22 protein-coding genes and 3 tRNA genes are annotated in these 23,515 nt (G+C 64.0%); 17 read left to right on the top strand and 8 right to left on the bottom strand.

Annotated features, from left to right (window positions below; all coding sequences use genetic code 11):
• Positions 1-6: 6 nt before the first annotated feature.
• The 4 genes from greB to hrcA form a co-directional block, all read right to left on the bottom strand.
• Positions 7-582 (bottom strand): transcription elongation factor GreB, encoded by a 576-nt coding sequence (greB, locus tag AC1DHL_RS24710; RefSeq protein WP_478163689.1) that lies wholly within the window; start codon positions 580-582, stop codon positions 7-9.
• 691 nt (positions 583-1,273) lie between these two features.
• Positions 1,274-1,350, bottom strand: a tRNA-Arg gene (locus AC1DHL_RS24705).
• Positions 1,351-1,430: 80 nt separating this feature from the next.
• A tRNA-Ile gene (locus AC1DHL_RS24700) sits at positions 1,431-1,507 on the bottom strand.
• 38 nt (positions 1,508-1,545) lie between these two features.
• Positions 1,546-2,550: a heat-inducible transcriptional repressor HrcA gene (hrcA, locus tag AC1DHL_RS24695; RefSeq protein ID WP_478097992.1), complete on the bottom strand. Its 1,005-nt coding sequence runs from the start codon at positions 2,548-2,550 to the stop codon at positions 1,546-1,548.
• 28 nt (positions 2,551-2,578) lie between these two features.
• Between hrcA and AC1DHL_RS24690 the strand changes: the two genes are divergently transcribed.
• Genes AC1DHL_RS24690 through rapZ form a run of 3 tightly spaced genes read left to right on the top strand, consistent with a single transcriptional unit; the run spans position 2,579 to position 6,031 of the window.
• Complete coding sequence (locus tag AC1DHL_RS24690) at positions 2,579-3,475, top strand: NAD kinase (RefSeq protein ID WP_478097990.1); 897 nt, start codon at positions 2,579-2,581, stop codon at positions 3,473-3,475.
• A gap of 1 nt (position 3,476) precedes the next feature.
• Positions 3,477-5,159: a DNA repair protein RecN gene (recN, locus tag AC1DHL_RS24685; protein WP_478097988.1), complete on the top strand. Its 1,683-nt coding sequence runs from the start codon at positions 3,477-3,479 to the stop codon at positions 5,157-5,159.
• Positions 5,156-6,031, top strand: a complete 876-nt coding sequence (gene rapZ / locus AC1DHL_RS24680; RefSeq protein WP_478163688.1) for an RNase adapter RapZ — start codon at positions 5,156-5,158, stop codon at positions 6,029-6,031. The genes recN and rapZ overlap by 4 nt, the downstream gene beginning before the upstream one ends.
• A 17-nt stretch (positions 6,032-6,048) precedes the next feature.
• Here rapZ and mutY read toward each other — a convergent pair whose 3' ends face one another.
• From mutY to mutM, 3 genes are all read right to left on the bottom strand, one after another.
• Positions 6,049-7,161, bottom strand: coding sequence for an A/G-specific adenine glycosylase (gene mutY, locus AC1DHL_RS24675; protein ID WP_478097984.1), 1,113 nt, complete (start codon positions 7,159-7,161; stop codon positions 6,049-6,051).
• Positions 7,112-9,073, bottom strand: coding sequence for a dynamin family protein (locus tag AC1DHL_RS24670; RefSeq protein ID WP_478097982.1), 1,962 nt, complete (start codon positions 9,071-9,073; stop codon positions 7,112-7,114). Before AC1DHL_RS24670 ends, mutY begins: the two co-directional genes overlap by 50 nt.
• 73 nt (positions 9,074-9,146) lie before the next feature.
• The gene (gene mutM / locus AC1DHL_RS24665) at positions 9,147-9,962 is read right to left on the bottom strand and encodes a bifunctional DNA-formamidopyrimidine glycosylase/DNA-(apurinic or apyrimidinic site) lyase (protein WP_478097980.1); all 816 of its coding nucleotides are present in this window, start codon (positions 9,960-9,962) and stop codon (positions 9,147-9,149) included.
• Positions 9,963-10,043: 81 nt separating this feature from the next.
• On the opposite strand from mutM, the gene AC1DHL_RS24660 reads away from it, so the two are divergent.
• The 8 genes from AC1DHL_RS24660 (at position 10,044) to AC1DHL_RS24625 (ending at position 16,361) form a co-directional block, all read left to right on the top strand.
• Positions 10,044-11,870, top strand: a complete 1,827-nt coding sequence (locus AC1DHL_RS24660) for a tetratricopeptide repeat protein (RefSeq protein ID WP_478163687.1) — start codon at positions 10,044-10,046, stop codon at positions 11,868-11,870.
• Positions 11,871-11,887: 17 nt separating this feature from the next.
• On the top strand, positions 11,888-12,364 hold the full coding sequence (locus AC1DHL_RS24655) for a lipoprotein insertase outer membrane protein LolB (RefSeq protein ID WP_478163686.1): 477 nt from the start codon (positions 11,888-11,890) through the stop codon (positions 12,362-12,364).
• Positions 12,361-13,221 (top strand): 4-(cytidine 5'-diphospho)-2-C-methyl-D-erythritol kinase, encoded by an 861-nt coding sequence (gene ispE / locus AC1DHL_RS24650; protein WP_478097974.1) that lies wholly within the window; start codon positions 12,361-12,363, stop codon positions 13,219-13,221. Before AC1DHL_RS24655 ends, ispE begins: the two co-directional genes overlap by 4 nt.
• Before the next feature lie 66 nt (positions 13,222-13,287).
• Positions 13,288-13,364: transfer RNA gene (locus tag AC1DHL_RS24645), tRNA-Gln, on the top strand.
• Positions 13,365-13,441: 77 nt separating this feature from the next.
• Entirely contained in the window at positions 13,442-14,416 is a 975-nt protein-coding gene (locus AC1DHL_RS24640) for a ribose-phosphate pyrophosphokinase (protein WP_478097972.1), read from the top strand.
• 82 nt (positions 14,417-14,498) lie between these two features.
• Positions 14,499-15,158 carry a 50S ribosomal protein L25/general stress protein Ctc gene (locus AC1DHL_RS24635; RefSeq protein ID WP_478163685.1) on the top strand — a complete coding sequence of 220 codons (660 nt, stop codon included), beginning with the start codon at positions 14,499-14,501 and terminating at the stop codon, positions 15,156-15,158.
• Between the two features lie 95 nt (positions 15,159-15,253).
• Positions 15,254-15,886, top strand: a complete 633-nt coding sequence (pth, locus tag AC1DHL_RS24630) for an aminoacyl-tRNA hydrolase (protein WP_478097968.1) — start codon at positions 15,254-15,256, stop codon at positions 15,884-15,886.
• Positions 15,887-15,917: 31 nt separating this feature from the next.
• A complete protein-coding gene (locus AC1DHL_RS24625) occupies positions 15,918-16,361 on the top strand; it encodes a hypothetical protein (RefSeq protein ID WP_478097966.1) in 444 nt (147 codons plus the stop codon).
• A gap of 12 nt (positions 16,362-16,373) precedes the next feature.
• Here the strand turns inward: AC1DHL_RS24625 and AC1DHL_RS24620 are convergent, their stop codons facing one another.
• Positions 16,374-16,676 (bottom strand): YfhL family 4Fe-4S dicluster ferredoxin, encoded by a 303-nt coding sequence (locus AC1DHL_RS24620; RefSeq protein WP_478163684.1) that lies wholly within the window; start codon positions 16,674-16,676, stop codon positions 16,374-16,376.
• Positions 16,677-16,780: 104 nt separating this feature from the next.
• Here AC1DHL_RS24620 and AC1DHL_RS24615 point away from each other — a divergent pair, with 104 nt between their 5' ends.
• The 6 genes from AC1DHL_RS24615 (at position 16,781) to AC1DHL_RS24590 (ending at position 23,495) form a co-directional block, all read left to right on the top strand.
• Positions 16,781-17,731: an ABC transporter permease gene (locus tag AC1DHL_RS24615; RefSeq protein ID WP_478097962.1), complete on the top strand. Its 951-nt coding sequence runs from the start codon at positions 16,781-16,783 to the stop codon at positions 17,729-17,731.
• Between the two features lie 94 nt (positions 17,732-17,825).
• Positions 17,826-18,707, top strand: a complete 882-nt coding sequence (locus AC1DHL_RS24610; protein WP_478163683.1) for an ABC transporter permease — start codon at positions 17,826-17,828, stop codon at positions 18,705-18,707.
• Positions 18,708-18,713: 6 nt separating this feature from the next.
• Positions 18,714-19,703, top strand: coding sequence for an ABC transporter ATP-binding protein (locus AC1DHL_RS24605; RefSeq protein ID WP_478163682.1), 990 nt, complete (start codon positions 18,714-18,716; stop codon positions 19,701-19,703).
• Complete coding sequence (locus AC1DHL_RS24600) at positions 19,700-20,521, top strand: ATP-binding cassette domain-containing protein (RefSeq protein WP_478097956.1); 822 nt, start codon at positions 19,700-19,702, stop codon at positions 20,519-20,521. The genes AC1DHL_RS24605 and AC1DHL_RS24600 overlap by 4 nt, the downstream gene beginning before the upstream one ends.
• 80 nt (positions 20,522-20,601) lie before the next feature.
• Positions 20,602-22,092, top strand: a complete 1,491-nt coding sequence (locus AC1DHL_RS24595; protein WP_478163681.1) for an ABC transporter substrate-binding protein — start codon at positions 20,602-20,604, stop codon at positions 22,090-22,092.
• Positions 22,089-23,495, top strand: coding sequence for an amidase (locus tag AC1DHL_RS24590; protein ID WP_478163680.1), 1,407 nt, complete (start codon positions 22,089-22,091; stop codon positions 23,493-23,495). Before AC1DHL_RS24595 ends, AC1DHL_RS24590 begins: the two co-directional genes overlap by 4 nt.
• Positions 23,496-23,515 lie beyond the last annotated feature (20 nt).

The raw sequence follows: 23,515 nt of genomic DNA, 5'->3' as shown, positions 1-23,515 counted from the left end.
AACCGTTCAACCGACCCCGGTTGAAGGCGCCGGGTAGCTGACCGACAGCACCTCGATCTCATGCACGCCGCCCGGCGTGGCGAGTTTGACCACATCGCCCTCCCGGGACTTGAGCAGCGCGCGCGCAATCGGCGAAATCCAACTGACCTGCGACTGCGCGCTGTCCGCTTCGTCGATTCCGAGAATGGTGACCGCACGCTCTTCGCCGTTTTCGTCGGCGTAATGCACTGTCGAGCCGAAAAACACCTGGTCGCTACCGTGATGCACAGACGGATCGGTGACTTCGGCGACTTCGAGTCGCTTGGTGAGAAATCGAATCCTGCGGTCGATCTCTCGCAGACGCTTCTTGCCGTAGAGGTAGTCGCCGTTCTCGGAGCGATCGCCGTTCTTTGCAGCCCAGTGCACGGCTTCGACCACCTTGGGGCGCTCCGTGTCCATCAGATCGAGCAATTCGGCACGCAAACGAGCATAACCAGCGGGCGTCATGTAATTCTTGCCGCCAGCGGGCAGCGGAGGCAGCGCGCCGCCTTCGCTACCGTCATCGTCGTCGGTTTCGATTTCCTTCGTGAATGCCTTGCTCATTGCTCCAGCCTTCGACCCGCAGCAGGATCGGGCGCCGGTTGTATCACACCACCGGGCCTTCGTCGGACGCTGGAATCGGCCCGTTCCGGGGCCCGCCCGGTTCAGCCCGATTGCTGATCAGGCATGGACACTTCTGAATCTGGCACGGCTTGCTGACTTTGCGGGGTGTCGGCCGATATGTCCAATCCTCGTCTGCCTTGCTCCCCACGAGCGATGCCCTTTACGAGATGCCGCGGCAAGTGGTGGGTTCGCTGCAGGCGGGACAGTGCCTCACTGCGTGCGGGCTCAGAGACCGGCAGGAACATTTGCAATGAACTCATCTTGGTCGTCCCCATGAGCGCCAGAGATGGAAGCGCTCGATTCGCATCAGCTCGAATCGAGGCCAAATGGATCCAAGCGGCGCTGGCGTCGCCGCCGGCAAATTATCGCTGCGGACGAATCCTCTGGTGCTTGCGGCCATGCGCGCGGTAGTGTCAACGCCACCTGCAGCGCGCCTTGTTTACATCAAGTGACCTAGTTTCAACCACAATTTACAGGAGACGCTCATAATTGGTGCTCTCCTCTGGACTCCAAGGTCCTTTAGCCCGCTTCGGCGGGCTTTTTCATGGCCTGTGTACATCGCGTTGGCGCAAAGGTCGCGCCAAAAGAAAAAGGGTTAGCTCGCGTTAACGAGCTAACCCTTTTATGAGAGTGGTGCGGCTGGCAGGAATTGAACCCACGACCCCTTGGTTCGTAGCCAAGTACTCTATCCAACTGAGCTACAGCCGCACAGCTTGCGAGTATAGCATCCAAATCTGGTGCCCTGTCTCGAAGTGCTGAACCTTCGCGCAAAAGCGAAGAAGAACTGGTGGTAGGCCGTGCTGGGCTTGAACCAGCGACCAACGGATTATGAGTCCGCTGCTCTAACCAACTGAGCTAACGGCCCACGCGATGCGGATTCTAGTGGGCCGCAGAGCTCACTCCTTACTTCCGGTGACTCAATGCGTTCGTGAGGAGCTTCGAAGTGATGTCGACGATCTGGATCATGCGGTCATACGGCATTCTTGTTGGCCCGATGACACCGAGCGTTCCGACCACTTGCCCATCGACTTCGTAATTCGCGCTCACGATGGAGAGATCGTCGAAAGGAACGACCTGGCTCTCGCCACCGATGAAGATGCGCACGCCTTCGGCTTGGCTGGAAACATCCAGAAGGCGCATCAGTTGCGCTTTTTGCTCGAACAGTTCGAACGCGCGGCGCAAATGGCCCATATCGCTGGAGAAATCAGTCACCGCGAGAAGATTACGCTCCCCGGCGATCACGACCTCGTCTTGCGCCTCGGTCAGGACTTCGGAGCTCACCTTGACAGCCGCCTGCATCAGTTCGGCGATCTCTCCCCGCAGTTGTTCGACCTCCGACTGAAGGCGATCCCGCACTTGCTCGATCGACAGCCCGGCGTAGTGGGCATTGATGTAGTTGGACGCCTCGACCAATTGCGATTGCGAATAGTCCGCCTCCGGAAAGATCACCCTGTTCTGCACGTCGCCATCTGGCGAGACGATGATCACAAGCAATCGGCGATCGGAAAGTCGAAGGAATTCGATCTGTCGGAAGATCGAGGCGCGCCGCGGTGCCATCACGACTCCCACGAACTGCGACAGGTTGGACAGCAGATTCGCCGCATTGGCGATGACCTTCTGCGGTTGGTCAGGCGCAAGACTCGGCGCGGCAAGGTGCTCGCGCTGCGCAGTCAGCATGGTGTCGACGAAAAGACGGTACCCGCGTGCGGTCGGGATCCGACCTGCCGATGTATGAGGGCTGGCGATCAGACCGAGCCCCTCGAGGTCGGACATCACGTTGCGAATCGTCGCAGGCGAAAGATCCAGCCCCGACGCGCGAGACAGCGTGCGCGACCCCACAGGTTGCCCCTCGGCGATATAGCGCTCGACGAGTGTCTTCAGCAGCAACTTGGCGCGGTCGTCCAGCATCGGGCAATTTTAATGTTGTAATTTGTAGATGAGCTCCCGCTTTCGTCACGTCGCACTCATAGGCAAGTACCAGGCTTCCGGTGCGCGGGCGCAATGCGGCGCGCTCGATGAAGTCATGGAGGGCATCGGTGCCTTTCTCGAAGCACAAGGGTGCACGGTCTTCGTCGAGCAATCCCAGGCCGACGACATCGAGGTAAGTCGCTACAAGGCGCTCACGGTGGAAGAAATCGGCGAGGAGTGCGACCTCGGCCTGGTGGTCGGCGGCGACGGCACCATGCTCGGTATCGGACGGCAGCTCGCGCCCTACGGTGTCCCGCTGATCGGCATCAACCGGGGGCGGCTTGGCTTCATCACAGACATCGCCCTCGACAACTACCAAGCGACGCTGATCCCGATGCTGGCCGGCGAATACGAAGAAGACCACCGCAGCCTCATGCACGCGCAGGTGATGCGCGACGGTGTGTCGGTCTTTGACGCGCAAGCCATGAATGACGTCGTCGTGAATCGCGGCGCGACGTCGGGCATGGTGGAGTTGCGCGTGACGGTCGGCCGTCATTTCGTGGCGAATCAGCGCGCCGACGGGATGATCATCGCGTCACCCACGGGTTCGACGGCTTATGCGTTGTCGGCGGGCGGGCCCCTGCTGCATCCGGCGGTTCCCGGTTGGATCGTGGTGCCGATCGCACCACACACGCTCTCCAACCGGCCGATCCTGCTTCCCGATGCCGAGGAAGTCTCGATCGAACTCGTCGGCGGGCGCGACGCGAGCGCCAATTTCGACATGCAATCCCTCGCAACACTGGCCATCGGCGATCGGGTCGTCGTGCGCCGCTCGGACTACCGCGTCCGCTTCCTGCATCCCAGGGGCTGGAGCTATTTCGACACGCTGCGCAAAAAACTGCATTGGAACGAAGGAGGTTCCTGAAATGGCATTGCGCCGCATCGCATTGCGCGATTTCGTGATCGTGCGCGCCTTGGAGCTCGATCTCTCCAAGGGCTTCACCGTCCTTACCGGGGAGACAGGCGCGGGTAAGTCGATCCTGATCGATGCTCTACAGCTCGCTCTCGGCAATCGCGCCGACGCCGGTTCAGTGCGCGAAGGCGCCGAGCGGCTGGACGTCACTGCAGAGTTCGATGCCGACCCGGCCCTGGGCAACTGGCTGGACGAAGGAGGGTTCGAGGCCGGGGATTCCTTGATGCTTCGCCGGACGGTCGACCTTCAGGGACGCAGCCGTGGCTGGATCAACGGCAGCCCCGCCACCGCGACACAGTTGCGCGAACTCGGCGACCGCCTGCTCGACATCCACGGCCAACATGCATGGCAAAGCCTGACGCGCCCCGAGGCCGTTCGCGGTCTGCTCGACGCCTACGCGGGCGTCACGACCACCGCGCTCGACAGCGCATGGCACGCCTGGCGGCAAGCCATGTCCTCGCTCGAAACCGCGCGCTCGGCACAGGATTCCCTGCAACGCGAGCGGGAACGCCTCCAGTGGCAGGTCGCCGAGGTGATGAAACTGGCGCCCGGTGCCGACGAGTGGGAAGAGCTTTCAGCCAATCACGCACGCATTTCCAATGCGCATGCGCTCATCGATGCCGCCGAGGGCGCATGCGCTGCACTCGAAGACGACGATGGCGGCGCGCTGGCCGCGCTCAGCCGTGCCGTGACGATGCTGCAAAACTGTGAGCACATCGAACCCGAGTTCAAGGTACTCGGCGAGGTCCTGGCGTCGAGTGTGGCGCAAGCCGCAGACGCTGCCCATTCGCTGCACGGGTATCTCCGTCAGGCCGACACCGACCCAGAGAAGCTCGCCGAACTGGATGAGCGGATGGGTCTCTGGATGTCGCTCGCCCGACGCTACAGACGTCAGCCCGGGGAGCTTCCGGCTCTGCTTTCCGGGTGGCAAGACGAGTTGCAGGCCCTGGATGCCCAAAGCGACCTCGACGCGCTCGAACGAGCCGAGCAGGCATCGCAGCAGGCCTATATGAAGGAAGCAAAGACACTGGGCAAGGCGCGCAAGCAGGCTGCGCCCAGGCTCGCCCAAGCGGTGACGCAGGCCATGCAAGAGCTCGGCATGAAGGGCGGTCGCTTTGAAGTCGCGCTACAGCCGTTGCCGCAACCCGGCCGGTCCGGCCTCGAGGACATCGCATTCCTGGTGAGCGGGCATGCAGGCAGCACGCCACGCTCCATTGGCAAGGTGGCCTCCGGTGGCGAGTTGTCGCGCATCGCGCTGGCCATCGCCGTGACAACCAGTGAACTCGGTGCGGCACAGACCCTCATTTTCGACGAAGTCGACGCCGGCGTCGGCGGCGCGGTCGCGGAGACCGTCGGCCGCCTCATGAAGCAGCTCGGCCGCGACCGACAGGTCCTTGCGGTCACCCACCTGCCGCAAGTGGCCGCCTGTGCCGATCACCACCTCGTTGTTGCGAAGCGCCAGACCGGCGCCAAGAGCCAGGACGGTCTTCGCACCGAAAGCGGCGTCTCGGTGCTGGACAGCGAAGGCAGGGCACAGGAAATCGCGCGCATGCTCGGCGGCGAACGCGTATCGCAGACCTCACTGGCGCACGCGCGCGAGATGCTGGGCAGCAAGGCGCGGGAGACCTCAACGTGAGCCTGGAACTCGTCCTGATCACCGGGATGTCCGGCTCCGGCAAGTCGGTGGCGCTGCATGCGCTCGAGGATGCGGGCTACTACTGCGTCGACAACCTGCCGCCAGAACTGCTAGCGCCCTTCATCGCATTGCAGCAGCAACAACAGACGGCGCGGGTGGCAATCGCCATGGACGTCCGCAGCGGTGTTTCACTGCCACTGGTCCCTCAGCAACTCGAAGTCTTGCGGCGCGAAGGCGTATCGCTGCGCTCGCTGTTTCTCGACTCGACGACCGACGCGCTGGTGCGGCGCTATTCGGAAACCCGGCGCCGGCACCCGTTGTCCCGGCACGAAGGCCACACCGACGCACCCGAGCAGCAGCGCGTGCTGGTCCAGGCCATCGAACTCGAGCGGGAGTTGCTCGCTGATCTGCGCGACGGCGCCGACGTGATCGACACCAGCATCATCCGACCGGCGCAACTACAAAGCTACGTCAAGTCGCTGATCTCGGCGCCGCAGAGCACCCTCACCCTGGTGTTCGAGTCATTCGCGTTCAAGCGTGGCGTGCCGCTCGATGCCGACTACGTGTTCGACGTCCGCATGCTGCCCAACCCACACTACGTGGCTGCGCTGCGACCATTGACCGGTCGCGACGCGCCCGTCATCGAGTGGCTGCGGGAACACGACGATGTCGCGCGCATGTACGCCGATATCGAACAGTTCCTCGGAAGATGGCTGGACGCACTCGCGCAAGACCATCGCAGCTATGTCACCGTGGCCATCGGCTGCACCGGCGGTCAGCACCGCTCGGTTTTCCTCGTCGAGCAACTGGCGCGCGGGTTCGGCGCGAAATGGGCAGCCCTCAAAAGGCACCGCGAGCTGGACGGAGCCTGACCGCTCGTGCGGCCTCCTCAACCGCCGTTCGCCAGCAGCTTGCGCACCGGCGCCGGTATTCCGAGTTCTGGCCACTCCCGCTCGTCGAACCATCTCCCACCCTCGCCAAGTGACGACGAGGCACGGCAATCGACGGCGACCGGATGCAAATGAAGGTCCTTGTGCGTGAGCACGTGGACGAATCCCGCTTCGTCGCGTGCCTCCTTGCGGTCGGCAGCCGACAGTTCATCCAGCAACGCGTCGCGGCTCTCAAAGACCGGGAGACAGTAAAGACCCGCCCAAATGCCTCTCGCGGGGCGCTTTTCAAGCCACACGCGGCCCTGGGTATCACGTGCGCGCAGCATCCACAGCGATTCAGCGCTACGGCGGAGCTTGCGGGTCTTGACCGGGTACTTCTCGGGCGCGCCTTGACGTCGTGCGATGCACGCATCTCCTACCGGACAGATGATGCAGCTCGGCTTGCGCGGAAGGCAAACCGTGGCGCCCAGATCCATCAATCCTTGCGTGTAGCGAGCGATGGACCGTTGCTGCGTCGCGGGCGGCAACAGCTCAGTCGCTTCGTTCCACAAGGCGCGCTCCTGGGCCGAGGAAGACAGGTCGCCGTCGAAACCCAGCACCCGCGTGAGCACCCTCTTCACATTGCCGTCGAGGATGGCAACCCGCTCGCCGAAGCAAAAGGCCGAGATCGCCGCCGCGGTGGAGCGGCCGATGCCGGGCAGGCTCTGCAATTCAGCCGCAGTGCGCGGAAACGCTCCGCCGAACCGTGCGACGACTTCCTGGGCGCACCGATGCATGTTGCGCGCTCTGCTGTAGTAGCCGAGCCCGCTCCACAGCGCAAACACCTCGTCCTCGGTACCGGCGGCGAGCGCCTCCACGGTCGGGAAGCGTTCGAGGAATCGCGCAAAGTACCCCAGCACGGTCGAAACCTGTGTCTGCTGCAGCATCACTTCGGACAGCCAGACGCGATAGGGATCCTGCGTGTTCTGCCATGGCAGTTCACTGCGTCCATGGGTGCGCTGCCAGGCGACGACGCTTTCTGCAAAGGTCCGGGCGATCCGCTGCGCCGCCGACCGCGGGTCTTCAGGCTGCACTGAGTTCGCTGCGCACCGGCGCGGCGTTGGGCGCCTCATGGCTCACGAGCAGTGTCGTGAGTTCGCCCAACCGGCGATGCAGCTCGACGAGGTTGCTCTCTTGAGCCGCCAATTCGGCAAGACGCTCGTCGAGGCTGCCGGCAGCACCCTGGATGCGTTCGACCGCCTCGATCCGCTTGGTGAAGGTGCGACGCCGCTCCTTCAGTTGTGCATCGAGCTGTGCGCCGGCGCCCTTGCTCCAGCGCTCGACCTCTGTCATGGCGGCTTCGTTGACCACGCGCAGGCGGCTGGCCAGCGCGCGCACCAGCTTGTCGCAGAAGTCAGGCTGCGCCAGCTTGAGCAGATTGCCGACGCCGAGGTAATGGGTGTGACTGCGCTCGATCTGCGTCAGTTGCTGCTCGAATCCCGTGAGATCGGGCTCGGGCGGCGCCTGCAGCGTGAAGCCATGTTCGGCGTTGAGTTGCCGGAAGGTTGCGTGCAGCATCGCTTGGATCTCGGCGGTGGTCGCCTGGACTTCGCGCAGATTGTTGCGCAGCGCATCGAAGGTTTCGCCGTACACCTTGCCCACGTTGAACTTGATGCCGCGTCGCTTCAGCGCCGCGGACAGTCGGCCCATGTCCGCCTTCAGCGCGGTGCTCCCGAGGACGGCATAGACCTCTCGCAGCAGCTTTCCCTGAACCGACCTCAAGGCAAGGATGCGGGTATTGCTGCCCTCGAATTCGGTCTGTTCCTGCTCGATGCGAACTCGCATGTGCCGGATGACCGAGCCGTTCTTGCCGCGCAGGCCCTGCAGCTCGAGCGCCTGCTCGGACAGATCGCGCTGGCGTACGTGAAGGATGCGGGCCGCCTCCGTGCGTAGCGCGGCAATGCCCGCGTCGACAGCCAGCCGCAGCATCGTCTCGCGTTTGCCGAGCAGCCCTTCGCCCAGCACAGCTTCCAGCGCGGGAAGCCGACTCGCCTGAAGTAGCGGCACATCCCGGCGGATCTTGGCCTGCAATCCCTTTTGAGCCGAAACCGGAAGCACTTGCGACAAGGACACGCCAAGCAGTTCGGCCGCGCCCTTGCGCTGTCGCTGAATCTGCGCGTCGACCTGCGCGGGCGTGCTGAGGATGTCCCACATCGTGTCGATCTTGTTGAGCACGACGATGCGGGTGTCGCTCACATCGCCCTCGGTGACCAGATGTTCGCGCCAGATCGACATATCGGATCGCGTCACGCCGGTGTCGGCACCCAGGATGAACACGACGGCGTGGGCTTGCGGGATGAGGCTCACCGTCAATTCGGGTTCGGCGCCGATCGCGTTGAGTCCGGGTGTGTCCAGGATCACCAGGCCTTGCTCAAGCAAGGGATGCGGCATGTTCAACACCGCGTGACGCCAACGGGGAATCTCGACGCGGCCGTCTGAATCGGGGACGGGGTTGTCGTCGGGCGTGTCGTCGCTCCAGAAGCCGAGTGCCTGCGCCTCATCCACCGGCACCCAGCGCACGTCGGCGACCTTGCTCATCGACTGCGACAGTTGCTCGGCATTCTCGACGTCGATCGCGATTTCGGTCCAGCGGTCCGGTTCGTCACGCCAATGCGCGAGCGAATGGGCTTCGAGACGGGTTTCGATCGGCAACAGTCGCAGGCTGGCCGGATGCATGGGGTCATAGCCCAGCTCAGTCGGGCACATCGTGGTGCGCCCCGCGCTCGCGGGCATGATTCGACGACCGTAGCCCGCAAAGAAGATCGCATTGATCAACTCGGATTTGCCGCGCGAAAACTCCGCGACGAACGCGACCATGACCTTGCTGGTTCGCAGCTGTGCCTCGACATCTCGAAGCCGCTCCGCGACGCTCTGATTCAGCAGCTCGTTCTCGTTCAGCCAGCTCGCAAGCCACTTGAGGCGGTGCGCGAAATTGCGCCGCCAAGTGCCATGCTGGTCGAATTGCTGGTTAAAGGAGGCGGTCAAGGGGACAAATGTAAGGACAATTTACAAAATATAGCATCGGCACGGCTCCAGGAGATCATTCGCCCGAATGGTCTCAGGACTTTTGGCAGTTTGGGCAGAAATACGTCGATCGCTGCCCCTGCCGCACTTGCCGAATCGGTGTCGCACATACCCGACAAGGGTCCCCGGCACGGCCATAAACCGTGGCTTCCAACTGGAAGTAACCACTTTGCCCGTCAATATTTGAAAAGTCACGCAGCGTGCTCCCGCCCCGTTCGACAGCCCTGGCCAGGATCTCTCTGATTGCGGCATGCAGGCGTAAGGCCCGGGGCCGGCTGATCCGGGACGCAGAAAGCGTGGGGCGAATTCCCGCTAGAAACAGCGCCTCCGAGGCATAGATATTCCCCACGCCCACCACGACATCGCCGGCCAGCAGCACCTGCTTCACCGGCGCCCTCCGGCGGCGAATTCCCGCCAGGAATGCATCGAAGTCGAAGCTGTCCCCGAGCGGCTCCATACCCAAGCCGCCCAGCAGCTTTCCCGCGAGCGGCGAGGCCTCGTCCTCAACATAGACCACGGCGCCGAAGCGGCGCGGATCATTGAGGCGAAGGGTGCCCTTGCTTGTCACGAGGTCAAAGTGGTCATGCACGCCTGCGGGTGGCAGTGAGGCGTCGAAGCGAAGGCTGCCGGACATGCCGAGATGCATGAGAAGAAGGCCGGCATCAAGGTCGACGAGCAGATATTTCCCGCGTCTTCGCACTGCCCTCACCGTGCGCCCGACCAGCGAAGTCGGTTCAACGGCGAGCGCCCAGCGCAGAGGCTTGCCGACACGAATCGCCTCGATGCGGGCGCCGGCGATGCGATCGGCAAAACCGCGGCGAGTGACTTCAACTTCAGGTAGTTCGGGCATGGCGGGAAGCCTGACACGATTCGCTAGGGTATCGAAACCCCCGCACGACCATCGTTCAGGAGCCTGGATTATTATGGTCCGATGACCTTTTCGCCTCGTCGATCCCGCCTTGCGGCGGCTGCGCTCTCGGCTCTGATCGCGCTTGCCGCCCAGGCCCAGACAGAACCGCAGGCGCCTGCAATCCCCAGCGACCTCACACCCCTTGTCGAGCCTGCCGCAACCCCGCCGTCCGCCGCTGCCGCCGCCACGGATTCCGACAAGACGGTGGCGCAGCCTTCCGCCATGACGGCCGAGCTCTTCTACGAAGTGCTGGTGGGCGAGCTTGAGGTGCGATCCGGCGACCCCGGCGGGGGCTACACACAGATCCTCAACTCCGCGCGACAGTCGCGCGACAACAAACTGTTTCAGCGCGCCGTCGAGATCGCGGCACAGGCGCGTTCATGGGATGCTGCGCTTGCGGCCACGCGGGCCTGGAAAGAATCCATACCCCAGTCGCGCGACGCGCGACGCTTGGAATTGCAGATCCTGATCGCGCTCAATCGCATCGGGGAAACGGTCGAACCTCTTCGGGCCGAAGTCGCCGCAACCCCTCAGATCGAGAAGCCTTTGTTGATGGCCGTCGTCGCTCGCAACTACGCCAGGGCCACCGACAAGAAGCTCGCCGCGTCGGTCGTCGAGCAGGCTCTTGCCGACGACCTCAAGAATCCCGCCACGGGAGGCGCGGCCTGGGCAGCCGTTGGACGCCTGCGCCTCTCAGCGGGAGACACTGCCGGAGCGCTCGACGCCGCCGTCAAGGGCCAGGAAATGGACCCTTCGTCGGAAGGGCCGGCGGTGCTTGCGCTGGATTTGATCGACCCCTCCCAGCCGCTTGCGGAGCCGATTGTCAAACGCTATCTCGCGAATCCAAAGGCCCAGCCGGAAATGCGCGTTGCCTATGCGCGGGTGCTGGTCGAAGGCCGCCGCTACGACGACGCGACCGCCGAACTCGCCGCCCTCACAGTGGCGCGCCCCGAACTGCCTGAGCCCTGGCTGCTCCTCGGAAGTCTTCAAGCACAGGCGCGCCAGGATGCGGCGGCGGATGCTTCAATCAGACGCTATATCTCGCTGGCCACCACGCAGCCCGACGACGACGCCCGCGATCGGGGACTGACACAGGCCTATCTGCTGATGTCCCAACTGTCCGAACGTCGCAAGGACTTTGCCGGCGCCGACAGTTGGCTGGCACGCATCGACAACTCCGACGATCTCCTGGCTGCACAGGTGCGCCGCGCATCATTGCTGGCGCGGCAGGGGAAATTGGCGCAGGCTCGCGAACTGATCCGCAGCCTCCCAGAGCGCACCCCCGACGAGAAGAAGCAGAAGTTCCTGGCCGAAGTCCAACTGCTGCGCGATGCCAGACAGTACCAAGCGGCCTTCGACATGCTGGCCAAGGCGAGCGCGGCAGCGCCCACGGACACCGATCTCATCTACGACCAGGCAATGGTCGCCGAGAAGCTGAATCGACTCGACGAGATGGAGCGCCTCCTTCGTCATCTGATCGAAATCAAGCCCGATAACCAGAACGCCTACAACGCGCTCGGATACTCATTCGCCGATCGCAAGGTTCGCCTTGAAGAAGCGCGCACGCTGATCCAGAAAGCCGTCCAGCTTGCGCCTGATGACCCTTTCATCGCGGACAGCCTCGGGTGGGTTGAATTCCGGCTCGGCAATACAGGGGAAGCCGCGCGAATCCTCGAAGACGCCTACAAGCGCCGCCCCGACCCCGAGATCGGCGCCCATCTGGGCGAGGTCCTGTGGGCGACAGGCCAGCGCGATCGTGCGCTTTCCATCTGGAAGGAAGCATCACTGGCGGATGCGGACAACGAGACGCTGCAGGAAACGCTCAAACGCCTGCGCGTGAAACTTTGAATCGGCGTTCGCTGCTGTTGACCACCTGCGCCGGTGCGTTGCTCGTCGCGGGCTGCGCAAGCCCGGGTCGTCAGGGCGCGATCGGCGCGATTACCGCCGAGGCCTGGAGCGGACGGTTGTCCCTGCGCGTTGACAGCCAACCCGTGCAGACCTTCTCTGCCCTGTTCGAACTTCGCGGGGTGCCTCAAGCAGGTGAGCTGACGCTGACCAGCCCGATCGGCAACACCTTGGCGCAACTTCATTGGGCGCCGGGCGAGGCGTTGCTCAGAAACGGCGGCAAAACGCAGCGTTTCGACTCGGTCGACGCGCTGATCGAGGCCGCGACAGGCGCGGCCATCCCTGTCGGCGCCTTGTTCGCCTGGTTGGCGGGCCGCGACGAGCGCGTGCCCGGCTGGCGCCCGGATCTCTCGCAGGTCGGCACCGGGCGCTTGCAGGCAACCCGTGAGTCGCCACAGCCTCGAGCCGACCTGCGCATCGTCTTTGAGCGCGCATGAAGGCAATCTACGATCTGCCTGCACCAGCAAAGCTGAATCTCTTCCTGCACATTACGGGACGGCGCGCAGACGGGTACCACTTGTTGCAGTCGGTATTCATGCTGATCGACTGGTCCGACACGTTGCATGTCGAGTGTCGAAGTGACGGCGTCATCAGTCGAGAGGATCTGACCGTGGCCCTTCCAGCCGACGATCTGATCGTGCGCGCCGCAAAGGCATTGCAGGAATTCGCGCGAACAACGCAAGGCGCCCACATCGGCATTGCCAAGCATGTCCCGGCCCAAGCGGGGATGGGGGGCGGCTCGTCGGACGCGGCCACATGCCTCCTGGCATTGAATCGTCTGTGGGGCTTGAACCTGCCGCTGCCACAGCTGGAACAAATAGGCTTGGGACTCGGCGCCGACGTTCCGTTTTTCCTTCGCGGACGCAATGCGTGGGTCGAGGGAATCGGCGAGCAAATTACGCCGGTCATCTTGCCTTCAGGGCGGTTCGCGGTTGTCAAGCCAACCGAGGGGCTGGACACTCGTCAAATTTTTACAGCGCCGGATCTCCAACGCGCAACACCCGCTGCTATAATCTCGGGCTTTGCTGCATACAGCGAAGCGAAGGCAAACAGTTTTCGCTTTGACTTTGGTCATAACGACCTGCAGCCGGTCGCACAAAGGCTTTGCCCCGCGGTCACCGCAGCCATCGAATGGCTCGGCCGGCAGGGATTGCAAGCCCGCATGACCGGTTCAGGAAGTTCGGTGTTTGCAGCAATGCCGCATGAAGCCGAATTGGCAGTGCCCCCTCAGGGCTGGCAGGTTCGCAAATGCAGCAATTTGGTTGTTCATCCCCTCGTGGGCTGGGCGGCCTAAAAAATCAGGCCGCTTGCGGTCTGGTGCGACATATATCGGTTGATGACGTTGGTCATCGACCCGTGTAGGGGAGTCGCCAAGCTGGTTAAGGCACTGGATTTTGATTCCAGCATGCAAAGGTTCGAATCCTTTCTCCCCTGCCAAATCTTCATTCACGAGATTTTTGGCGGCTCCTTCAAGAGCCATTTCGCATTGCCGGATGCACTTTGCCGGGACGCTCATGCAGGCTCATAACCCTGATTTCATGGTTTTCACCGGCAACGCCAATCCTGGGCTTGCCGCCGAAATTTCGCATCACCTCGGCACCTCGCTGGGCGCGGCCCGGGTCGGTCGATTCTCAGACGGTGAAGTCACCGTCGAGATCAACCAGAACGTGCGGGCGCGCGATGTTTTCGTGGTTCAGTCGACCTGTGCGCCGACCAACGAAAACCTGATGGAACTTCTCATCATGGTCGATGCGCTCAAGCGCGCTTCGGCCGAGCGCATCAGTGCCGTGATCCCCTACTTCGGCTACGCACGCCAAGACCGTCGCCCACGTTCGAGCCGTGTGCCGATCTCGGCCAAAGTCGTTGCCAACCTGCTCGAAACGGTAGGCGTGGCCCGCGTGCTGACCATGGACCTGCACGCCGACCAGATCCAGGGCTTCTTCGACATTCCGGTCGACAACATTTATGCGTCACCGGTACTGCTGGGTGATCTGCGCCAAAAGAACTACGAAGACTTGATCGTGGTTTCGCCCGACGTCGGCGGCGTGGTTCGTGCCCGTGCGCTGGCCAAGCAATTGAATTGCGACCTCGCGATCATCGACAAGCGCCGTCCGCGCGCCAACGTGAGCGAAGTCATGCACGTCATCGGCGAGATCGACGGCCGCAACTGCGTGATCATGGACGACATGATCGACACCGCCGGCACGCTGGTCAAGGCAGCCGAAGTATTGAAAGAGCGGGGCGCGAAGAAGGTCTACGCCTACTGCACGCACCCCATCTTCTCGGGTCCCGCCATCGAGCGGATCGCCCAGGGGTCCGCGCTCGACGAAGTGGTCGTGACCAACACGATCCCTCTCTCCGACGGCGCGACGAATTGCGCAAAGATTCGCCAGCTCTCCGTGGCACCGCTGATTGCCGAAACGATTCAGCGCATCGCCAAGGGCGAGTCGGTCATGAGTTTGTTCTCGGATCAGGAAAACCTGTTCTGAACAAAAAGCCGGGCTTCCTTCAGGAGGCCCTTTTTGAAACCGGAGTCGCACTGGTCGCGGTCGACTTCCACAGGAGTCAGTTATGAAATTCGTCGCTTATGAGCGCGCAAAGCAGGGTACGGGTGCGAGCCGCCGTCTCCGCATCTCGGGCAAGACGCCCGGCATCGTCTACGGTGGTGAAGGCCAGCCCCAGCTGATCGAGCTCGATCACAACGCGCTGTGGCACGCCCTCAAGAAGGAAGCCTTCCACTCGTCGATCCTCGAAATGGAACTCGGCGGCAACTCCAGCAAGGTGCTGCTGCGCGACGTGCAATACCATCCGTTCCGTCCGCTCGTGCAACACGTCGACTTCCAACGCGTTGACGCACGCACCCGCATGACAGTCAAGGTGCCGCTGCACTTCAAGGGCGAAGAGGAGTCCACGGCCGTCAAGCTCGACCACAACCTCGTGAACCACGTGATGAACGAACTCGAAGTCAGCTGCCTGCCGGCCGACCTGCCCGAGTTCATCGAAGTCGACCTCTCGGGTCTGACGAAGAACGCAACGATCCACGTCAACGACCTCAAGCTGCCGAAGGGCCTGAAGTTCGTGAGCCACGGCAAGGGCAATCCGGTGGTTGTGTCCGCCGTGTCACCGCTGGTCGCTGAAGAGCCTGCTGCCGGCGCAGAAGGCGCTGTCGCCGCAGAAGGTGCTCCGGCCGCAGCCAAGGCTGATGCCAAGGCGCCCGCGAAGAAGAAGTAATCTCCCCTTCGCTCTTGCCTCCCAAGATGGCCCGCCCTGTGCGGGCCATTTCTTTTTGAGGTCGGCCGACAAGACGCCGACAAGATAATCCACGCATGATCAAGTTGTTCGTTGGCCTCGGCAATCCGGGCCCTGAGTACGAAGCCACCCGCCACAACGCCGGATTCTGGTGGATCGATGCGCTTGCGCGCGATCTGAAACTCACGCTGTCGCCGGAACGGTCCTATCACGGCCTTGTTGCACGCACGCAGGTGGGCGGGCGGCCGATATGGCTACTCGAACCGCAGACGTTCATGAACGTCTCGGGCAAGTCGGTCGCGGCCCTGGCTCGCTTCTTCAAGATCGAACCCAACGAGATCCTGGTGGCACATGACGAACTCGACGTGGTGCCCGGACAGGCCAAGCTCAAACTGGGCGGCAGTCACGCCGGACACAACGGCCTGCGGGACATCCATGCACAACTCGGCACCGGCGACTACTGGCGCCTGCGCCTGGGCATCGGCCACCCGGGCGTGAAGTCCGAAGTGGTCAACTGGGTACTGAAAAAGCCGCTGAAAGAACAGCGCGAAGCCATCGAAGACGCCATCGTCCGCACGTTGCATGCCTTCCCGGCGCTCGTCGCGGGCGAGATGGACAAGGCGACACTGCTCATTCATACGAGCAAGCCGCCGCGCCCCAAACCACCGAGGCGCGAGCCCGGCGACGGGGGCGAACCCGCCGCGGGCTAGCGGAGAGAGAAAGCGAAAGGGAGCAAAAAGAATGAAACTGTCACACTCGAAAATCGCCGCACGCAGTGCCTTGCTTTTAGCCGGGGCCTGCTTCCAGTGGGCCGCGCTTGCCGCAGAGGGCAACGGCGGTGCCTGGCGTTGCGGCAACACCTACACCGACCAGCCTTGCACGGGCGGCAAGGCGCTCGACCTCGATGACGCGCGCGATGCCGACCAGAAGCGCGCAGCCGACGCATCGACTCGCGAAGCACAGGCCGCCGCAGATCGAATGAAGAGCGATCGTCTGCGCCTGGAAGCCAGGCAACCACGACCGATCCTCATCGACGCCAGGCCCAAGGAGTCCAAGAAGACGCCGACTGGTCCGGGCAAGGAAGCCGCGAAGAAGCCCAAAAAGGGAAAGAAGGACCCGGCCTACATGAGCTGGCAAGGCGCCGAAGCCCCGCCGAAGAAGTCGAAGAAGGCCAGCGCCAAGTAATCGGGCGAGCAGCTAGGAAGCGGCCAGGGGCGGGCCGCTATGGGTCGCGCCGTCCTGGACGGCCGCCTTTGCGGCAGTGAGCCGCTGGAACTTCTGCCACAAGGTCTCACGCGACTCGACATGCTCGGGGTTGGTCGGAATACACGCGACCGGGCACACCTGAACGCACTGCGGCTCATCGAAGTGGCCCACGCATTCGGTGCACTTGTGCGGATCGATCTCGTAGATCTCCACGCCCATGTAAATTGCGTCGTTGGGGCACTCCGGCTCGCATACATCGCAGTTGATGCATTCGTCGGTGATCATCAAGGCCATGCGCCGATTATCGATCGGCCGGCACGGAACCGCCCTGCACGCGACCGATGTCCCCACCACGGGCACGCTCGTTGCGTGACTCGGGTTATGCTGCGGCCCGCCCTATGAGTCTGTTTCTTTTCAAGCGCTTCATCACGCTGATTGCCACGCTGATCGGCGCCTCGATCATTGTCTTTCTCGTGCTCGAGATCCTGCCGGGCAATGCGGCGCAGATGCTCATGGGTCCGGACGCGTCGCCCGACGCCGTGGCGGCGCTCGCCACCAAGCTCGGACTCGATCAGCCGGCATGGAGCCGCTACTGGCACTGGATCGGCGGTCTGCTGACCGGTCAACTCGGCGACAGCTATACCTACAGTTCGCCGGTGCTGGACCTCATCCTGGAGCGTCTGGCGCTGACAGTCCCGTTGGCCCTGCTCGCAATGGTCTTCACCACCGCTCTGGCACTGGTGGTCGGTGTGACGGCCGCGGCACGGCACAACAAGCTCGGCGATGTCGGGTTGATGGGGCTGACGCAGATCGGCGTCGCCATTCCCAATTTCTGGTTCGCGATCCTGTTGATCCTGGTCTTCTCGGTTCAGCTTCAGTGGTTCTCTGCGGGCGGCTTCGAGGGCTGGGGCGAAGGCGTTTTCGCAGGCCTGAAGGCGCTGCTGCTACCGGCGCTGTCGCTCGCCGTCGTGCAAGCCGCGATCCTCGCGCGCATCACGCGCTCGGCGGTGCTCGAGGTCATGCGTGAAGACTTCGTGCGCACCGCGCGCGCCAAGGGTGTGTCGCAGCGTGCCGTACTCTGGCGCCACGTGTTGCGAAACGCCCTGATCCCGGTCATCACGGTGATGGGCATGCAGTTCTCCGAATTGCTCGCCGGCACGATCGTGGTCGAGAACGTGTTCTATCTGCCAGGCCTCGGCCGGCTGATCTTCCAGGCGATCAGCAATCGCGACCTGATCGTGGTGCGCAACTGTGTGATGTTGCTGGCCGCGATGGTCGTCATCGTCAATTTCGTGGTCGATGTTCTGTATGCCGTCATCGATCCCCGCATCAAGGCGAGCGACATATGAGACCCCCCGGCTTTTCACTTCGCTTTGCTCCGCGTCACAGCACCCCCCAAGGGGGAGGCGCGGCTCGCCTTGGGGCGGCCCGGCGGCGGCCGCTATGAGCGCCATTCCCGCAACCACGCCGAGCGCGGCAGCGTTCAAGGTCCCCGGCTTCTGGCGCCGTGCACTGCACCACCCGAGCTTCGTCATCGGGGGTGTCCTCACGCTGCTCCTGCTGCTGGCCGCTGCCGTCTCGTTGGTCTGGACGCCCTGGTCGCCGTATGAGATGGACCTCGCCAGCAAGCTCCAGCGGCCCAGCGCTGCACACTGGCTGGGCACCGACACCTTTGGGCGCGACGTGGCGTCGCTGTTGCTGGTCGGTGCGCGCGCGTCGATTCTCGTCGGCGTGATCGCGGTCGGCATCGGCCTGACCGTCGGCACGGCGCTCGGCCTGCTTGCGGCGGCCCGTCGCGGCTGGGTCGAGGAAGCGATCATGCGTTTCGCCGACTTCACCATGGCTTTCCCCGCGATCCTTTCGGCCATCATGATGACGGCGGTGTTCGGGGCCGGCATCGTCAACGCAATCATCGCCATCGGCATCTACAACATACCGACCTTTGCGCGCATCACTCGCGCGTCGGCAAACGCGATCTGGTCGCGTGAATACGTGGCGGCGGCCCGCGCCTGCGGCAAGGGGCCGTTCGCAATCACCATGCAGCACGTGCTGCCCAACATCTCGGCGGTGCTGATCGTCCAGATCACGATCCGCTTCGCGATCGCGATCCTGGCCGAGGCGGCGCTCTCGTACCTCGGCCTCGGCACGCAGCCGCCACAGCCTTCGTGGGGTCGCATGCTGAGCGAGGCGCAAACGATGATGTTCCAGGCGCCGCTGCTCGCGGTGTTTCCCGGCCTGGCCATTGCGTTGGCCGTGCTCGGGCTGAACCTCCTCGGCGACGGGTTGCGCGACCTGCTCGATCCCCGCCTGGCCCGCGCGCGCTGAATCCGTATGCCTCTTCTCGAAGTCAACAATCTCCACGTCCAATTGCAGACACAGCGCGGTCCGGCCGAGGCGGTGCGTGGCATCGGCTTCACGCTGGAGCGCGGCGAAACGCTCGGCATCGTCGGCGAGTCAGGCTGCGGCAAATCCATCACCGTGCAATCGCTGATGGGACTGCTGCCGTCCACCGCGAAAGTCACGGGCAGCATCCGATTCGACGGCACCGAAGTCGTCGACTTGCCGGAGCGCGAGATGTGCAAGATCCGCGGCGACCGCATCGGCATGATCTTCCAGGAGCCGATGACCGCGCTGAATCCGGTCCACACCATCGCGCGCCAGGTGGGCGAGCCCTTGCGCTTGCACCGCGGGCTTTCCGCAGCCGATGCGCGCAAGGAAGCCCTCGCGCTGCTCGAACGTGTCGGCATCCCTGACGCCGCCTCGCGCCTCGATGCCTATCCACATCAGTTCTCCGGCGGACAGCGTCAGCGCATCGGCATCGCCATGGCGCTGGCCTGCGGGCCCGACCTGCTGATCGCCGACGAGCCGACGACGGCCCTCGATGTCACGATCCAGAAGCAGATCCTCGAACTGCTCCGAGGCCTCGTGGCGGAGCGCGGCATGGCGCTCATCCTGATCTCGCACGATCTCGGCGTGATCGCGCAAAGCGTGTCGAAGATGCTGGTGATGTACGGCGGCAGTGTGGTCGAGAGCGGCCCCACCGCAGCCGTCTTCGCGGAGCGCGCGCATCCCTACACCCAGGGCCTGTTTGCGGCGCGACCGGCGCTCGACGCGGCACGCGGCGTCAAGCTCGCGACCATCAAGGGGAGCGTGCCTGAACTTGTCGACTTGCCGGCGGGCTGTCCCTTCGCCGGTCGCTGCAGCTACACAGTGGATGCCTGCCACACGACGCGCCCCGACGCGGTACGGCTTCCGAATGACCATCTGGTGCGATGCATCCGACTCGACGAAGTCGCCGCGAGCGAAGGACTGGCCGCATGACAGCTCCCGTCGAATCCGGCGTACTGCTGGAAGTCACCGACCTCGTTCGGCACTACACGCTACCGCGCGAACGCCTGTTTGGGCCACCGCCGATGGTCAAGGCGCTCAACGGCGTGAGTTTCAGCATCCCTTCCGGCCGGAGCCTGGGCATCGTCGGTGAATCGGGATCAGGCAAGTCGACCATCGCGCGGCTGGTGATGGCGCTCGATCGCCCGAATTCGGGGACCGTCAAGCTGCTCGGCCGCGATCTGCACGCATTGCCCCATGACGAACTGCGAAAGGCGCGGCGCAATGTGCAGATGGTGTTCCAGGACCCCTACGGCTCGCTCGACCCGCGCCAGACCGTGGCGCGCATCGTCGCGGAACCCCTGGAAGCACTTGGCGAAACCAGTCGCGCCGAGCAGCACGAGCGAGCGGGCGAATCGCTGGCAGCCGTCGGCCTGCGCGCCAACGACCTGCACAAGTACCCGCACGAATTCTCCGGCGGTCAGCGGCAGCGCATCGCCATCGCGCGGGCGCTGATCACGCGCCCCAAGCTCATCGTGGCAGACGAGCCCGTGAGCGCGCTCGACGTGTCGGTGCAGGCGCAGGTGCTCAACCTGATGCAGGACCTGCAGCAGCGGTACGGCATCAGCTACCTGCTCATCAGCCATGACCTCGCGGTGGTGAACCACTTGTGCGACGAAGTCTGCGTGCTTCATCGCGGCCTCGTCGTCGAGCGTGGTGCGCCGCAGCATCTCTTCGCCCATGCGGAGCATCCCTACACGCAGACTTTGCTGGCGGCAGTGCCACGCGCGGAGCCCGTCGCCGTGCCATAGGCAAAAGCCCGCGCGGGCCGCGGCTCGCGATGCTGTAACGTTCTATTTCCATCCCACAGCCTTTCCCTGGAGCCCTGACCATGTTGAATCGCCGAACCCTCCTGACCACCGCCGCACTCGCCACCGTGTCGCTCGCGCTGCCGCAGATGGCGCTGGCACAGGGTCGCAAGGACGCGATCGTGCTGGGCATGGCGCTCGAACCGCCAGGCCTGGACCCGACCGCCGGTGCTGCCTCGGCGATCGCAGAGATCGTCCAGTACAACATTCTCGAGACGCTCACCAAGATCAACTCCGACGGCAACGTCACGCCGCTCCTGGCAGAAAGCTGGGAGATCTCGCCGGACCTGCGCACCTACACCTTCAAACTACGCCGCGGCGTCAAGTTTCAGAACGGCGAGCCGTTCAATGCCCAGGCCGTCAAGTTCTCCTTCGACCGCGCCGGCAGCGAGAAGAGCACCAACAAGGACAAGCGGACCTTCGCCAATCTGAGCACCCAGGTGATCGACGACTACACGGTCGTGATCATCAACAAGGAGATCGACCCCGACCTGCCTTTCCTGCTCGGCCAGGCCACGGCTGTCATCGTCGAGCCCAAGAGCGCCGACACCAACGCCACCAAGCCCATCGGCACTGGCCCGTACAAGCTCGACAGCTGGAACAAGGGCAGTTCGATGACGCTGAGCAAGTGGGACGGCTTCCGCAACCCCGGCGCAGCGAAGATCAACAAGGTGACGTTCCGCTTCATCTCGGACCCCGCCGCGCAGGCTGCCGCGGTGCTGGCCGGCGATGTCGATGCGTTCCCGCGCATCGCGACGCGCGTGGTGCCGCAGTTCAAGGCCAACCCACAGTACCAGGTGATCCTGAGCGGCTCGCGCGCCAAGACCATCGTGTCGATCAACAACAAGAGGAAGCCGCTCGACGACGTCCGCGTGCGCCGTGCGATTTCGATGGCCATCGACCGCAAGGCCGTGATCGAAGGCGCGGTCGATGGCTTCGGCGTACCCATCGGCAGCCACTACGTGCCGGGCGCTGCGGGCTATGTCGACACCACGGGCGTCAACCCCTTCAACATCGAGAAGGCCAAGCAACTGCTGGCCGAAGCCGGCGTGAAGACGCCGCTCGAACTCACGATGACATTGCCGCCGCCGCCCTATGCCCGCCAGGGCGGTGAGGTGATTGCCGCGCAATTGGCCAAGATCGGCATCAACGTGAAGCTCCAGAACGTCGAGTGGGCCCAATGGCTGAGCGGCACCTACGGCAACAAGGACTACGACCTCAGCATCGTTTCGCACGTCGAGCCCTTCGACCTCGGCAACTACGCCAAGGCGGACTACTACTGGGGCTACCAGTCGAAGGAATTCAACGCGCTGTACGACAAGATCAAGACCACGGGCAACACGGCCGAGCGCAACAAGCTGTTGGGCGACGCACAGCGCATGCTTGCCAATGACGCGGCCAACGCTTTCCTGTTCCAGCCGCAATGGCCAACCGTCGCCAAAAAGGGCGTCAAGGGCCTCTGGAAAGACATGCCGATCTTCGTCAACGATCTGTCGGCGCTGTCGTGGTCGTGAGCAATCGTCTGAACGACCTGAGCGCGCGGGAACTCGTCGCCGCCTATCGCGAGAAGCGCCTCTCGCCTGTCGAGGTCACACAGGCCGTGCTCGATCACGTCGCGCGCTGGGAGCCACATCTGCAAGCCACCTGGTTGCTTCGACCCGAGGCCGCGCTCGAACAGGCGCGCGCGTCCGAAGCACGCTGGCGACGCGGCGAGCCGTTGGGGCCGCTCGACGGTGTTCCGACGACGATCAAGGAAAACATCGCGACGCGTGGCGATCCGCTACCCGCAGGCACAGCCGCGGTCGAGCTGAAACCTGCGGCCGCGGACGCGCCACCTGCCGCCCGTTTGAAGGAAGCCGGCGCAGTGATCTTCAGCAAGACCACGATGCCCGACTACGGCATGTTGTCTTCGGGGCTGTCGAGCTTCCACAGGCTGGCGCGCAATCCCTGGGACCTGTCAAAGACGCCCGGTGGGTCGAGCGCCGGCGCCGGCGCGGCAGCGGCTGCGGGCTACGGTCCGCTGCACATCGGCACTGACATCGGCGGCTCGCTGCGCCTGCCCGCCGGCTGGTGCGGCATCTTCACGCTCAAGCCGAGCCTGGGCCGGATTCCGATCGATCCGCCCTACATGGGTCGGGCCGCCGGACCGATGACCCGGACCGTGGCCGACGCCGCGCTGATGATGCAGACACTCGCGCAGCCCGACGCACGCGACAGCATGAGCCTGCCCGCGCAAGAGATCGACTGGGCTTCCTTCGATACTGCCGCCGATCACCTGCGAGGCCTTCGGATCGGCCTCCTGCTGGACGCCGGCTGCGGCCTTGCCGTGGAGCCTGAAATCCATCAGGCCGTCGAGCACGCCGCACGACTTTTCGAGCGTGCGGGCGCGATCGTCGAGCCGATGCAGCCCTTCATGTCGCAGGCCATGCTCGACGGCATGGATCACCTGTGGCGCATGCGCTCACTGGTAGACATGAACGCATTGAAGCCCGAACAGCGCGCCAAGATCCTGCCGTACATCCGCGCCTGGGCCGAGAGCGCGGCGGGATTCAGCGGCGAGCACGTGTTCCGTGCCTTCAGCCAGTTTCATGCGACCCGCGTCGCGGCCGTGGCGGCCTGCGCGAAGTACGACTACGTGATCTCGCCCACAGCGCCGAACATGCCCGCTACCGCCGAGGCGCCCTCGCCCACCAACGACCCGCTTCGGCCGTTGGAGCATATCGGCTTCACGGTGCCGTACAACATGTCGGAGCAGCCGGCCGCGTCGATCAACTGTGGCTACGCCCCGAGCGGATTGCCGATCGGCCTGCAGATCGCCGGACACCGCTTCGACGACCTGGGCGTTCTCAAGGTGTCGCGCGCGTTCGAGCTGATCCGCGAATCGCAACGGCCCTGGCCGCAGCCGCCCCAGCTCTGACGCGGCGTCGGGCCGGCGCG

It is taken from the genome of Variovorax sp. 10L426, assembly GCF_056395305.1.
Note: the sequence above shows the minus strand (reverse complement) of the source record. Positions and strands in the feature narration are given on the sequence as shown.

Bases quoted from the DNA above. Each gene is read 5' to 3' on its own strand.
- AC1DHL_RS24600 (WP_478097956.1), top strand. From the start codon at position 19,700: ATGACAGCTCCCGTCGAATCCGGCGTACTGCTGGAAGTCACCGACCTC.
- ispE (WP_478097974.1), top strand. From the start codon at position 12,361: ATGAAGGCAATCTACGATCTGCCTGCACCAGCAAAGCTGAATCTCTTC.
- AC1DHL_RS24635 (WP_478163685.1), top strand. From the start codon at position 14,499: ATGAAATTCGTCGCTTATGAGCGCGCAAAGCAGGGTACGGGTGCGAGC.
- AC1DHL_RS24595 (WP_478163681.1), top strand. From the start codon at position 20,602: ATGTTGAATCGCCGAACCCTCCTGACCACCGCCGCACTCGCCACCGTG.
- AC1DHL_RS24690 (WP_478097990.1), top strand. From the start codon at position 2,579: ATGAGCTCCCGCTTTCGTCACGTCGCACTCATAGGCAAGTACCAGGCT.
- AC1DHL_RS24615 (WP_478097962.1), top strand. From the start codon at position 16,781: ATGAGTCTGTTTCTTTTCAAGCGCTTCATCACGCTGATTGCCACGCTG.
- mutM (WP_478097980.1), bottom strand. From the start codon at position 9,962: ATGCCCGAACTACCTGAAGTTGAAGTCACTCGCCGCGGTTTTGCCGAT.
- AC1DHL_RS24605 (WP_478163682.1), top strand. From the start codon at position 18,714: ATGCCTCTTCTCGAAGTCAACAATCTCCACGTCCAATTGCAGACACAG.
- greB (WP_478163689.1), bottom strand. From the start codon at position 582: ATGAGCAAGGCATTCACGAAGGAAATCGAAACCGACGACGATGACGGT.
- AC1DHL_RS24610 (WP_478163683.1), top strand. From the start codon at position 17,826: ATGAGCGCCATTCCCGCAACCACGCCGAGCGCGGCAGCGTTCAAGGTC.
- AC1DHL_RS24660 (WP_478163687.1), top strand. From the start codon at position 10,044: ATGACCTTTTCGCCTCGTCGATCCCGCCTTGCGGCGGCTGCGCTCTCG.
- hrcA (WP_478097992.1), bottom strand. From the start codon at position 2,550: ATGCTGGACGACCGCGCCAAGTTGCTGCTGAAGACACTCGTCGAGCGC.
- AC1DHL_RS24625 (WP_478097966.1), top strand. From the start codon at position 15,918: ATGAAACTGTCACACTCGAAAATCGCCGCACGCAGTGCCTTGCTTTTA.
- pth (WP_478097968.1), top strand. From the start codon at position 15,254: ATGATCAAGTTGTTCGTTGGCCTCGGCAATCCGGGCCCTGAGTACGAA.
- recN (WP_478097988.1), top strand. From the start codon at position 3,477: ATGGCATTGCGCCGCATCGCATTGCGCGATTTCGTGATCGTGCGCGCC.
- AC1DHL_RS24640 (WP_478097972.1), top strand. From the start codon at position 13,442: ATGCAGGCTCATAACCCTGATTTCATGGTTTTCACCGGCAACGCCAAT.
- mutY (WP_478097984.1), bottom strand. From the start codon at position 7,161: ATGAGGCGCCCAACGCCGCGCCGGTGCGCAGCGAACTCAGTGCAGCCT.
- AC1DHL_RS24620 (WP_478163684.1), bottom strand. From the start codon at position 16,676: ATGGCCTTGATGATCACCGACGAATGCATCAACTGCGATGTATGCGAG.